This window comes from Shewanella sp. A22, assembly GCF_053850585.1.
The window spans coordinates 69,940-82,322 of record NZ_JBSQBN010000005.1 but is presented as its reverse complement, the minus strand read 5'-3'; the positions used below and the strand labels follow the sequence as shown (position 1 = coordinate 82,322).

The following is a 12,383-nucleotide window of genomic DNA, read 5'->3' as shown; positions in this document are numbered from 1 at the left end:
ACTCAGTCAGTATTTGAGTCCAGTGGTCATGTTTTTGCGATTGATTCATAACGCCTCCTTTATATAAAGAAGCACTATGCCAAAGACTGATTTTTATTGGTATGTGGGATTAATTGACCGCTTACTTTATTTTAATTAGAAACCACCAACCAGTAATTTAGTTCACTTTATTATCTAGGTACTGTTATTGATTTAACTTCTGGGTTGGAGTTAAAAGAAACTCTATACTCAAAAATTCCAGTGTCTAAATTGTGGGCTTCCATAGAGTTAACATATCCGGATTGATGAGTCGGAGAGTTAACCCCGCCCAAAAACTCATTGACAAAATTACCTAGCTCATCTTTAGATTGAGAGGCAAAGTAACCAAAACATACATTATTATCACAAGCAACGCCATAATCACTAAGAAGTGGGTTGAAATCTGATTTGTTTATATATTCACTAATATTATTTTCATACTTAACAATATCAGACTCTTTAATAGTATAATTAGGTAACTCATTAACAATATTTCTATATACAGGGGATGTCATAATAGCGGTTAGGGCTACTCCATCAACAACGTCATTACTCACTACAGACTGATAAAGCTCCTCATCAATGTCGCTAATATTGATATTCTTCTTCTCTACTTCATAATTTCCACTCTTAGCGGTGGAGGCGTAATTGACTGATTTATAATCGTTAACATTGGATACAACGTTTCCATCAGCACTAACGACTTCAATATATGCACTTTCATGGATTTCACTACTTTCAGCGACTAATAAGTTATTGCTTGAACTATAAAAATAGAAAAACAAGATAAATATTGTCGCTAAAATAAGTAATGGCAATATGACTTTTTTATTTATTGTCATGCTTTATCAACTTAATACTTAAATAGGTTGTTTAATCGTGGTATATACTTTCCCACCACAACAATCAGCAATTGTGATGACACCATCTGTAATGGTGATCACGCAACTATTGGTACAAGTTGTAATACTATCGATGGCGTAAGCGGAGGCGGAGGTCAACATTAAAACGACAATCAAATATTTAAATTTTATCATATAAATTTTATCATATAAATTAAAAAGCTAAAATATAATCACATTTTTATGTGATAGTAAAAACTACCAACCTGTTGCGCGCCTGTCAACGACTTTTTACCTAAAAGTTGGTAGTTGGTGATTAAATGTTGCCAATCTGCTTTGTTGCTAATCTGCTTTGTTGATTGTTGATTGTTGATTGTTGATTATTGATTATTGATTATTTTGATTGAACATCTCATATGCTGTCTGCCCATACAACCCTTACGAGCGTATACCTTATGGTTACAATTCAGCTCGGCCTTGTTTCCTAAATCCAATGAATCTTTTTGCTTTAGCGTGATCTGATCTTCCAAGAGCCGAAATTACGAGTCTCAGCTAAAGAAGGAATTTGAGAAATGTGCAGTAAGGAAATATTGATAAACACTCAATATTAAGTAAAAACATAGATATTTATGAGGTTATAGACATGAAAAATCCCCACTAATTAATTAAAGGGGAGTGGGCGGCTAAGGTGCGGTTGCTCTGTAGCGCTATAGTATAATTGGCAGCTATTTGAAAAATGCCGTCGCCGTCTATCTAAATGCTTACAATAGACACTCAGCTCTTGCAGTGTTCCCACATGTCGGAAGACAATAAAGTTTGATCAGTTACAATAAAGTCTGCTCGTTTACATTAAAGTTTGTCACTTATATCGGTCTAAACTTGAGTCGGTTGTGAGATACCTGCCGGATAGACGACACTTGTTACCAAGTGCCGTCCTCCTAAGAACCCAGCGTGCAACTTTCACTGCACTAGGCTCAAGCCTCCACAAAGGTATCGTTTGATACCCAGCAACTTATAAAGCAGTGAGAGCAGGTTCATTCCAAGAGTTACGAGCTTGCTTTTTCGATTTTCTCCTAGCCAAGTATTCTTGGTATTGAGGATCTAAGGGTATAGCCGCATTTCGGATTTTTACATGTCTAGCAAAGTGTGGGAAGTCCAGTATTACCAGCACTTGCAAGGCGACTTTTAAGTAATGGACTTGCTAAGCTCAAAAAAGTAACGTTCAGGCCAGGAGGATTTCTTAAGAGGGTCTACAGATTACTTCTTTGGCCAGCGATGAATACCATTGCTTCGAGAACCATATTAATTCTATTTATTCCTGTAACACTGTTTGCCAGTTACATTTTATTACCCGAAGTTGATATACTACCAAATCCAAAACGAGACACGGTCAGAGTAAGTATTATCTTTGAAGAACCGATATCCATGGATGTTATCGAAGAAGAAATACTTCAACCGATACAAAATAGGATTTCATCCAAGCTAGATAAAGATGAAATGGCGGTTACAACTTATGGAGTATATTGTTATACATCCAGTTGTAATATTCACTTCAATATGAAGGATGGATGGGATTACGGTTCGGTTGTAGTGGTATAGATAATTTGGCCACTCATTTGAAGGTTACATTAAATTTTTGAGGGTAAATTCAAACCACTAAACTTCAAGATATATCCATTTCAAACACGTTTTGGGGCAAAAATGAGCTAGAGGTTTCGCTTTATCAGGTAGTGTAAACTCCTATCAAGAGGGATCGCACGACGACCGACATTGCGTTGCATAAAAAAACGTACACACCATTATACATAGTGTGTACGTTATTGTTGTTTTAGCTAAGCCTTGTCATATATAGCCATTCACTCACTCACGCGCGAATGAACATGGTTTATACTATATACTCCACACAGGCAGCTTAGAAATAATTACGGCATAAGCGACAAAACACCGATGCGTTCACTGCCGCACAGGCAGCTTAGAAATGTCCATAGCTGGGTCGGTATTGCGACTTTACGTTCACTGCCGCACAGGCAGCTTAGAAATTATTCAAATACAAATCTGTATGTCAGCACAAGTTCACTGCCACACTGGGAGCTCAGTACCCTTACCAAACACTCTATCAAAACGCTTTACCCTCCTTGCTCAGTAACCCATTAGAAAGGTCTAGCTATTTTAGTTTCCATTAGATGTCCCCTTAAGCTCAACAACGGAGTGAGTACGCGTCCATTCAAGTATTTCTTCTAGCTTACAACCAAAAGTCTCACCTAACTGAATATGCCTTGGGAGCAGCCCTAAGCGCTCTAGCTGTAAAGCGTATTATCGACTAATTGAAGTTAAACATAGTAATGCTGGTGGCAGTGCCACCAGCGAATTAGCTACTTAATACTAGAATGACATTATTGAAATTGCTCTGAGCGCCACCCAAGAATGCGTTTATTTCTTCTAATTGGGCTAGCAATCTTTTTGGCTTTAATACGACGATATAGAGTGCTTCTACTGATACTTAGGCGTTCGCACATCTGATTGATAGAGATTAACGGTATGATGTTGATATGAGTATGCTCGTTGGCTTGCAATCCGAATGACATGATTATTCACCTTCGGTCAATGCTGGACTGGTAACAACTTCACGAGATTTTACCCAATCGAGTAATTCTGAGAGTAGCCAAGCAACTGAGCGGTTAGATATACGTCTACGCTGTGGGAACCGCCCTTGGCGTTCTAGTTGGAATGCTTGCGCCTTACTTATGGTCGTTATCAATAGTCTTTCTTTCTCTTTCACAAGCCTATCAAAAATTAAATCGTTAGCTGCATGAACATCCATTGTGGCTAAGTCGGTATGTTTCATTGGTATTTCCTCATCTTCAGTTGCTTTGATAAGGTCATTCTTATTGATGAAGTATTGCAGAGTGAAATTTTAGGGAGTTTTAGCAAATCACCATTTGAAAATTTTCTAGGAAATCTTTTCGTATGAAATATTTTAAGGGTTAGTAATAGGTGCGCTTAGGTAGTTTTAGATGAGAGCAACAACATAATAGGGGTACATATGGGGGGACATATGAGCAAAAACGGGCTTATCATTGCTGATAAGCCCGTTTTATTACAATCACCTTAGACGCTAGGTCTTAGTTCATGCCGTACTTCTTTAATTTTTTACGTAAAGTACCACGGTTGATACCTAACATATTAGCAGCGCGCGTTTGGTTGCCACGAGTGTGTTGCATGATGATGTCTAGTAAAGGCGCTTCAACTTCGCACAATACCATTTCATATACTTCAGAAGCTTCCTGACCGTCTAACTGAGAGAAGAAGTTAGTTACGGCACGTTTTACTGCGTCACGTAATAACTGCGGCTTGATAGTGCCGTTTGCTGTTTCGATTTTGCCTACGGTAAGCTGGTGAACTTCTGTGTTAGTTGTCTGATCAAACATTCTATTCTGCTCTTTATTAAATTCTAAACTAATTCATCAAAATAACATTCCACTAGGGAATGTTGCTGGGCAGCGGTTTCAAGCCGATTAAAGTCAGCACGAAATTGGCGCTGTTCCTCATGGTTTAGGTACCACCCGACATGCTTTCTAGCAAATCGGACACCTTTGTATTCGCCATATAAGTCATAAAGTTTTTTAAGGTGTTCAAGCATCACTGTGCGTTGCTCGTCTACCTTAATTGGCGCTAACTTTTCACCTGTTTCCAGGTAATGTAGGATTTCATTAAAAATCCATGGACGTCCTTGTGCACCTCTTCCTATCATGAGGGCATCGGCGCCAGTGTAGTCAAGTACAAACTTGGCTTTCTCTGGTGTGTCGATGTCCCCGTTGGCGACAACAGGAATTGAGACTGTTTGTTTAATTGCTTTAATGGTGTCGTACTCGGCAAAGCCTTTGTACATGCATTTTCTTGTTCGACCATGAACGGCGAGCGAGGCAATGCCACAATCTTCTGCAATTTGGGCTATTTCAACACCATTACGATGTTCAGGCTCCCAGCCTGTGCGTATTTTTAGTGTTACGGGCACATCAACTGCGGTGACCACGGCTTGTAAAATCTCTTTTACTAAGCTGGGACTTTGCATTAAAGCTGAGCCTGCAAACTTCTTGTTCACTTTCTTTGCTGGACAACCCATATTGATATCAATGATGTGCGCGCCTTGTTCAACATTGAACTTAGCGGCATTGGCCATTAAATCAGGGTCTGCACCTGCTATTTGTACGGAGCGTATACCTTCTTCACCAGAATGCGTCATGCGCTGGCGGCTTTTATCGCTGTCCCAAACATCAGGATTGGATGAAAGCATTTCTGATACGGCTAAAGCTGCGCCATAGCGTAAGCAGAGATTTCGAAAGGCCTGATCGGTGACACCTGCCATTGGTGCGACGATCAGCTGATTAGACAGTTGATACGGGCCAATTTGCATTGCGAACTTCACCTTGCTCTTCAAAGGGGCGCTATAGTAGCCCTTTTTTACGGCTGTGAAAAGGTCAATAAATGACCTAAATGCAACTTTTTTGCTTGACTTTTATTAGCCGTCACATCTTTGACTAATAAATAGCGTTTTTCGGCTATTTTTGAGCACTGGTGCGTGTTGCAGAGAGGCTTTTTACTATATACAAGTGTCAATTCTAGATGTTAACAACCTGTAAACGAGAATTTACGCACTCAATCAGCTCACAATGTAGCCCATTATTGAGTGCGTTTTAAGCAATAGCTGACTATTTACGTATTCCAGTTAAGCGGCTCCAGTCTTCTTTATTACTAACGGGATCCATGATGAACCATTGGCTGTAGAAGTCGGAGACTTCTTGTGCTTGTTCTTGTAATAAACCTGACAATGCGAGTTTTCCGCCTGTTCTGACTTTTTCTGCCATTAATGGTGCGAGTTCTTTTAGCGGCCCAGCAAGAATATTGGCGACTAATACGTCTGCTTGTAAGTTGGCTGGTTGATCTTCTGGTAAATATAGGGCCAATTTATCAACGACATCGTTACGTTCAGCATTGGCTTTCGAAGCGTCAATGGCTTGATAGTCAATGTCTACACCGGTTACTTTCTTTGCACCTAGTTTAATTGCTGCGATGGCCAAAATACCTGAACCGCAACCAAAGTCGATGACTTCTTGGTTTGATAAATCAAGGCTGTCTAACCATTCTAGACACAATGCTGTTGTTGGGTGAGTGCCGGTTCCAAATGCTAAACCTGGGTCTAGGATAACATTAACCGCGTCAGGATCTGGGATTTCACGCCAGCTTGGGCATATCCATAAGCGTTGACCAAATTGGATTGGGTGAAAGCTATCCATCCATTCACGGATCCAGTCTTTGTCTTCGACTTGTTCAATTTTATGGGTAAAACCTTTGCCTAGAAATGGCATAGATTCTAAAAATTCGATTGTGGGTGCTAAGTCTGTACCTGCATCAAAGAGTGCAATCATGACGGTATCTTGCCACAGCGGTGTTTCACCTAGCTTAGGTTCAAAAATAGGTTCGTCTTGGCCATCTTCATAAGTGATGGAAAGAGAGCCTTGATCCATTAATAAGTCGCCAAGCATATCTGCATTATCGCGATGAGTGTGAATACGTAATTGGATCCAAGCCATGGGATTTTCCTAACTGTAGTAAATGTAATATCAAATTGGCGCTTATTATACCCAAGTTATCCCAAGATGCTCGTTTCGGTGTACGTTTAATGGTTTTAAGTGAGAATTTATTGAGTGTGTATTTACTGTAAAAATTACACACATTACATGACGATATTGGGCATGAGTCGCGGGCATATCATTGTTGTATTTTTTATAAACTATTGGTAATTGTTTTACTTACCGAATTCTCGTTTCTGCTTTTAGTTAAGTCTCAGTATTATTTGAATTTTTGTTTTGTTCTTTGTGTGACCAACTTCTAACTCCGGCTCATTAGTGGGTGAGCATTATCACGGTTTGATTATTGTTCATTACTGATGTTCGAGAAGTCTTGATATGGTCGATACTCACTTTTACGCCTGACAGGATATGATGATTTATGGCTGCGAACTCTTTCTCCACAAAAGCCGACAATGCAGTAAATACCGATAAAGGTTTTGCGCATCCTGTTTGGGCTGCTCGAGCGGATAAACTTCAAAGTCTGTCTGGCGTGTTACTTGGTTTATTTCTATTAATGCATTTGCATTTTGAGTCGAGTATTTTACTGGGTAAAGAAGCATTTTACCAAATGGCTCAGTTTCTTGAAGGTGGCGTGTTTAGTGAGACGGGCCATGGGTATCCATTGCTAACGCAAATATTTTCCTGCTTTATGTTGTTGGTCGTGTTGCTCCACGCCGTATTTGCTTTGCGACGTTTTCCTACTCAAATAGGTCAATGGCGAGCCTTACGTAATCAAATGCGTTTTTTACCCCATGAAGATACCAATATTTGGTTTTGGCAAATGATTACTGGTTTCTTATTGTTTTTCCTTGTACCAACACATTTGTTCACCATGATAACGAACCCTGAGATTGGCCCGCATCTTTCAGCTGAGCGTGTTTACCACTTTAATGCATGGGCTTTATATATCCTCTTGTTACCCGTTGTAACGATTCATGCCGTGTTTGGTTTATATCGGGTGGTGGTGAAATGGGGCCTAATTGAGCAACGTTTTGCCTTGCTCAAATTTGCTAAGGTGTTGTTAGCGTATTTGATGATATTGGGACTGGCGAGTTTGCTGACTTATATTGTGATAGGTCATTCTCTGGCATTACCTGTTGTGCCATACGTGTCGACGTTGTAAGGAATTGAAATGAAAATTATTTATACAGACACCTTAGTGGTTGGCGCAGGATTGGCAGGATTAAGAGTGGCCATTGCTTCTAAAGAACGTGGTCTCGATACGTTGGTGCTATCGCTGATACCTGCAAAACGGTCACATTCAGTGGCTGCACAAGGTGGTATGCAAGCCAGTTTAGCGAATACCATTAAAGGTGCGGGCGATGATGAAGATATCCATTTTCAAGATACGGTAAAAGGTTCTGATTGGGGCTGCGATCAAACCGTGGCTCGAATGTTTGCCCACTGTGCACCTAAAGCCGTGCGAGAGTTAGCTCAGTGGGGCGTGCCCTGGAGTCGTGTGACTAAGGGGGATAGAGACGTCATTGTTAATGCGCAAAAGGTGACTATTACCGAAGCGGAAGCCGCTCATGGATTAATTAACGCGCGCGATTTTGGTGGAACACAAAAGTGGCGTACCTGTTATACCGCAGATGGTACCGGGCATTCTTTGTTGTATGCCGTCGATAATAAAGCGATTTCGTTAGGTATTCCTGTGCATGAACGTATGGAGGCGTTAACACTCATTCATGATGGCAAACGCTGTCATGGCGTTATTGCTCGTTGCTTAATCACCGGTGAATTGCGCGCTTATATTGCTAAATCGACTACTATTGCCACTGGCGGTTACGGACGTATTTACGCTGTGTCAACCAATGCCATTATCTGTGAAGGTATTGGGCAAGCGTTAGCTTTAGAAACTGGCGTTGCGACATTAGGTAATATGGAGGCGGTTCAGTTCCATCCTACTGCTATTGTTCCTGTGGGGATTTTAACGACAGAAGGATGTCGAGGTGATGGCGGCGTACTGCGCGATAAAGACGGTTACCGTTTTATGCCAGATTATGAACCTGATAAAAAAGAACTGGCGTCTCGTGATGTGGTATCTCGCAGAATGACCGAGCATATACGCAAAGGTAAGGGTGTAAACAGTCCTTATGGGCCGCATTTATGGTTAGACATTACCTTGTTAGGCAAAAAGCATATTGAAACTAACCTACGTGAAGTCAAAGAGATTTGTGAAAACTTCCTTGGCATCGATCCAGTTAAAGAATGGATCCCTGTTCGGCCAACTCAGCATTATTCTATGGGTGGGATTAGAACCAAACCTAATGGCGAAAGTCCACAGTTGTCTGGGTTGTTCAGTGTTGGAGAAGCAGCCTGTTGGGATATGCACGGTTTTAACCGACTTGGCGGTAATTCATTGGCCGAAACGGTTGTTGGTGGAATGATTATCGGCAAATATGTTGCTGACTTTGGCGAGCAAAACAGCTTGGTTGTCGACACTGATTTAATCGACCAATTTGGGATGCAGTTACAAACTGAAATTGATTTGCTTGTTGATGGAGAAGGAACTGAAAATCCATTTACACTAAAAAATGCAATGCAAAAAATTATGATGGATTACGTTGGTATTTTCCGTAATGGTACTGAGCTTGAGCTGGCTATTAGCCAATTAACAGACTTACTTGAGCGCGCAAAAAATCTTGGGTTAACGTGTAAAAAACGTCATGCGAATCCAGAGTTAGTTGAAGCATTAAGAGTTAAGCGTATGTTAAAGGTGGCATTAACGGTCGCCATTGGTGCTCATGCACGTACAGAGAGCCGTGGGGCTCATTCTCGTGAGGATTTCCCACAACGTAATGATAAAGATTGGTTGAACCGCACACTATCTAGCTGGCCTGATGCAGATAGTTTACGACCACAATTAACGTATGAAGCGCTTGATGTGATGCAAATGGAGTTACCGCCTGGGTATCGTGGTTATGGTGTCGATAATGCTATTGCTCACCCCGATACGCAAAAACGTCGGCAACAAGTTGACACTATTCTGGCCGATTTAGGTCACGATGCGGACAGACAGGCTAAACAAACTGCACTAATGCCTTTTGAGTTGCCTGAAGAATATAAGCCAGGTAACCAACGATTAACCGACGCCTTAGTTAACGCTGCGGCTGGAGAAAAGTAATATGAGCCAAGCACGCACGTTAACGTTTTCAATTTTTCGTTTTGATCCACAAATACCCGGTGATAAACCTAAAATGGTGACTTACACCCTAACAGAAGCCCCTGGAATGACAGTGTTTATCGCGTTAAATCAATTACGTGAAACGCAAGACCCATCGCTGCAATTTGATTTTGTTTGCCGTGCAGGTATTTGCGGAAGTTGTGCGATGGTGATAAATGGTAAGCCTACGTTAGCTTGTCGAACATTAACCGCTAATTACCCAGATGGACATATTAAGCTTATGCCATTACCTGGTTTTGAACTGATTGGTGATCTTTCAGTGAATACCGGTAAATTTATGCGGGAGTTATCTGAGCGGTTGGCATTGTGGCTGCATCCCGATAATGCAGATAATGACATTCACCGTATTGAAACGCCTATGTCGCCTGAAGAGGCAACGAGGCTTTATGAGTTAGAGCGATGTGTAGAATGTGGTGTGTGTGTGTCTGCTTGTGCGACGAAACAAATGCGCGACACCTTTGTTGGTGCTGTCGGCTTGATGAAAATTGCCCGCTTTGAATTAGACAGTCGTGACACTCGCACCGCTGATGATTTTTACCATGTTATTGGCAATCAAGATGGCGTGTTTGGCTGTATGACCTTATTAGGTTGCCAAGATAGTTGCCCAAAAGACTTACCGCATATGAAACAAATCGCGTATTTACGTCGTAAAATGGCTTCTGTTTAGGGACTTAGTGGTAACTTACGGTAGAATGATAACAGACGATGGCAAGCGGAAAGGCTAGATGCTACTGCATTTATTGCCGCAAAGCGAACTAACAGGACCTAGTCTGCTCGAAATCTTAGTTATATTTTATCGATAATTAGACATAAAAAATGCCGCTAAATTAGCGGCATTTTTGCGATTATTTTGCGTTTAGGTAATTAATTACTTAGCGCGTTTCATTGCAGTAAAGAATTCTTCGTTAGTTTTGGTCATCGCCAATTTATCGATTAAGAATTCCATTGCAGAAACTTCATCCATTGGATGTAAGATCTTACGTAAAATCCACATCTTCTGAAGCTCATCAGGTGTCGTTAGTTTTTCTTCACGACGAGTACCAGAGCGGTTGAAGTCAATCGCAGGGAACACGCGTTTTTCAGCAGCTTTACGAGAAAGGTGTAACTCTTGGTTACCGGTACCTTTAAATTCTTCGTAAATAACTTCATCCATTTTGGAGCCAGTATCAACCAAGGCTGTAGCAATAATGGTTAAGCTGCCACCGTGTTCAATGTTACGTGCAGCCCCAAAGAAACGCTTAGGACGATGTAGTGCGTTAGCATCAACACCACCAGTTAACACTTTACCCGATGAAGGGATAACGGTGTTATAAGCACGGGCTAAACGAGTAATTGAATCTAATAAAATAACGACGTCTTTTTTGTGCTCAACTAAACGTTTTGCTTTTTCAATAACCATTTCAGCCACTTGAACATGACGACTGGCTGGCTCATCGAATGTAGATGCAATCACTTCACCTTTTACAAGGCGTTGCATTTCGGTGACTTCTTCAGGACGTTCATCGATAAGTAATACCATTAACACCACATCAGGGTTGTTATGGGAAATACTTTGAGCAATGTTTTGCAGTAATAGGGTTTTACCCGCTTTTGGCGGCGCGACAATCAAACCGCGTTGACCTTTACCGATAGGTGAGCATAAATCAAGAATACGCGCGGTAATGTCTTCTGTTGAGCCGTTACCACGCTCCATGCGAAGACGTTCTTCTGCATGTAATGGTGTTAAGTTTTCAAACAGGATTTTGTTGCGAGAGCTTTCTGGTTTATCGAAGTTGACTTCACTCACTTTCAATAGCGCAAAATATCTTTCGCCTTCTTTTGGTGGCCTGATTTTACCAAAAATAGTATCACCGGTACGCATGTTAAAGCGACGAATTTGGCTTGGTGATACGTAAATATCGTCAGGGCCCGCAAGGTATGAGCCATCTGAACTTCTTAAAAATCCAAATCCATCTTGGAGGATTTCTAATACACCGCCACCGAAGATGTCTTCTCCGCTTTTGGCGTGTGCTTTTAAAATTGAGAAGATGATATCTTGCTTACGAGTACGAGCCATATTTTCCAGCTTCATGCTTTCAGCAAGCGAAACTAGATCCGAAATGGGCGTGTCTTTTAATTCTGTTAAATTCATGTATGGGAGTCTTGTATTGCGCGACGAAGCTTACCGCAATCAATCAGTAAGGTTGAAAAGAAATTTTATGATTGATAAACGAGAAGAAGTTAAATGAAAAAAATCTGATGAATAAATTAGCACTTTATGAGTTGGACGTCTACAAATTTAGGGTAAATAAGATCTAAAAACGACACAAATTGTTCAAAACTTGTGCCGTATAACATTTTTCAGCTATTTTGCTTTAGATTTGAGCGTCAATAAATTCTTTAAGTTGGGTTTTTGATAGTGCACCCACTTTAGTTGCCACTAGCTCGCCACCTTTGAACATTAATAATGTTGGAATACCACGTACGCCATACTTAGCAGGTGAAACGTTGTTTTGATCAACGTTGAGTTTTGCCACGATTAATTTGTCCGCATACTCATCAGCTACATCATTTAGAATTGGGGCAATCATTTTACAAGGACCACACCACTCAGCCCAGAAGTCGACTAATACAGGCGTTTCAGACTTTAATACGTCATTTTCAAAGCTGTCATCGCTTAGGTATACAATTTTATCGCTCATGTTGTTCTCCAGATTTGGTTCCATT

11 protein-coding genes are annotated in these 12,383 nt (G+C 40.9%); 3 read left to right on the top strand and 8 right to left on the bottom strand.

The window, feature by feature from the left end:
* Positions 1 to 170 precede the first annotated feature (170 nt).
* The 6 genes from ACWXWT_RS02230 to prmA form a co-directional block, all read right to left on the bottom strand.
* Positions 171 to 860 (bottom strand): hypothetical protein, encoded by a 690-nt coding sequence (locus ACWXWT_RS02230; RefSeq protein ID WP_456039988.1) that lies wholly within the window; start codon positions 858 to 860, stop codon positions 171 to 173.
* A 2,393-nt stretch (positions 861 to 3,253) separates the two neighbouring features.
* Positions 3,254 to 3,445: a helix-turn-helix transcriptional regulator gene (locus ACWXWT_RS02225; RefSeq protein ID WP_432282074.1), complete on the bottom strand. Its 192-nt coding sequence runs from the start codon at positions 3,443 to 3,445 to the stop codon at positions 3,254 to 3,256.
* A gap of 2 nt (positions 3,446 to 3,447) precedes the next feature.
* Positions 3,448 to 3,705 carry an AlpA family phage regulatory protein gene (locus tag ACWXWT_RS02220; RefSeq protein WP_432282073.1) on the bottom strand — a complete coding sequence of 86 codons (258 nt, stop codon included), beginning with the start codon at positions 3,703 to 3,705 and terminating at the stop codon, positions 3,448 to 3,450.
* A gap of 277 nt (positions 3,706 to 3,982) precedes the next feature.
* Positions 3,983 to 4,288: a DNA-binding transcriptional regulator Fis gene (fis, locus tag ACWXWT_RS02215; protein ID WP_011635942.1), complete on the bottom strand. Its 306-nt coding sequence runs from the start codon at positions 4,286 to 4,288 to the stop codon at positions 3,983 to 3,985.
* Positions 4,289 to 4,311: 23 nt separating this feature from the next.
* Entirely contained in the window at positions 4,312 to 5,274 is a 963-nt protein-coding gene (dusB, locus tag ACWXWT_RS02210) for a tRNA dihydrouridine synthase DusB (RefSeq protein ID WP_456039987.1), read from the bottom strand.
* A gap of 295 nt (positions 5,275 to 5,569) precedes the next feature.
* On the bottom strand, positions 5,570 to 6,451 hold the full coding sequence (prmA, locus tag ACWXWT_RS02205; protein WP_456039986.1) for a 50S ribosomal protein L11 methyltransferase: 882 nt from the start codon (positions 6,449 to 6,451) through the stop codon (positions 5,570 to 5,572).
* 418 nt (positions 6,452 to 6,869) lie between these two features.
* Here prmA and ACWXWT_RS02200 point away from each other — a divergent pair, with 418 nt between their 5' ends.
* The 3 genes from ACWXWT_RS02200 to ACWXWT_RS02190 are packed head-to-tail and all read left to right on the top strand — an operon-like array spanning position 6,870 to position 10,344.
* Positions 6,870 to 7,613 carry a fumarate reductase cytochrome b subunit gene (locus ACWXWT_RS02200; protein WP_456039985.1) on the top strand — a complete coding sequence of 248 codons (744 nt, stop codon included), beginning with the start codon at positions 6,870 to 6,872 and terminating at the stop codon, positions 7,611 to 7,613.
* Between the two features lie 9 nt (positions 7,614 to 7,622).
* Entirely contained in the window at positions 7,623 to 9,617 is a 1,995-nt protein-coding gene (locus tag ACWXWT_RS02195) for a fumarate reductase flavoprotein subunit (protein WP_456039984.1), read from the top strand.
* 1 nt (position 9,618) lies between these two features.
* The gene (locus ACWXWT_RS02190) at positions 9,619 to 10,344 is read left to right on the top strand and encodes a fumarate reductase iron-sulfur subunit (protein WP_456039983.1); all 726 of its coding nucleotides are present in this window, start codon (positions 9,619 to 9,621) and stop codon (positions 10,342 to 10,344) included.
* Between the two features lie 201 nt (positions 10,345 to 10,545).
* Here the strand turns inward: ACWXWT_RS02190 and rho are convergent, their stop codons facing one another.
* Entirely contained in the window at positions 10,546 to 11,808 is a 1,263-nt protein-coding gene (gene rho, locus ACWXWT_RS02185; RefSeq protein ID WP_456039982.1) for a transcription termination factor Rho, read from the bottom strand.
* 223 nt (positions 11,809 to 12,031) lie between these two features.
* Positions 12,032 to 12,358 (bottom strand): thioredoxin TrxA, encoded by a 327-nt coding sequence (gene trxA / locus ACWXWT_RS02180; RefSeq protein WP_137223355.1) that lies wholly within the window; start codon positions 12,356 to 12,358, stop codon positions 12,032 to 12,034.
* Between the last annotated feature and the right edge of the window lie 25 nt (positions 12,359 to 12,383).

Excerpts from the sequence above, each read along its gene's own strand:
- prmA (WP_456039986.1), bottom strand. The coding sequence starts at position 6,451 with ATGGCTTGGATCCAATTACGTATTCACACTCATCGCGATAATGCAGAT.
- ACWXWT_RS02200 (WP_456039985.1), top strand. The coding sequence starts at position 6,870 with ATGGCTGCGAACTCTTTCTCCACAAAAGCCGACAATGCAGTAAATACC.
- rho (WP_456039982.1), bottom strand. The coding sequence starts at position 11,808 with ATGAATTTAACAGAATTAAAAGACACGCCCATTTCGGATCTAGTTTCG.
- fis (WP_011635942.1), bottom strand. The coding sequence starts at position 4,288 with ATGTTTGATCAGACAACTAACACAGAAGTTCACCAGCTTACCGTAGGC.
- ACWXWT_RS02190 (WP_456039983.1), top strand. The coding sequence starts at position 9,619 with ATGAGCCAAGCACGCACGTTAACGTTTTCAATTTTTCGTTTTGATCCA.
- trxA (WP_137223355.1), bottom strand. The coding sequence starts at position 12,358 with ATGAGCGATAAAATTGTATACCTAAGCGATGACAGCTTTGAAAATGAC.
- ACWXWT_RS02230 (WP_456039988.1), bottom strand. The coding sequence starts at position 860 with ATGACAATAAATAAAAAAGTCATATTGCCATTACTTATTTTAGCGACA.
- ACWXWT_RS02225 (WP_432282074.1), bottom strand. The coding sequence starts at position 3,445 with ATGTCATTCGGATTGCAAGCCAACGAGCATACTCATATCAACATCATA.
- ACWXWT_RS02195 (WP_456039984.1), top strand. The coding sequence starts at position 7,623 with ATGAAAATTATTTATACAGACACCTTAGTGGTTGGCGCAGGATTGGCA.
- dusB (WP_456039987.1), bottom strand. The coding sequence starts at position 5,274 with ATGCAAATTGGCCCGTATCAACTGTCTAATCAGCTGATCGTCGCACCA.
- ACWXWT_RS02220 (WP_432282073.1), bottom strand. The coding sequence starts at position 3,705 with ATGAAACATACCGACTTAGCCACAATGGATGTTCATGCAGCTAACGAT.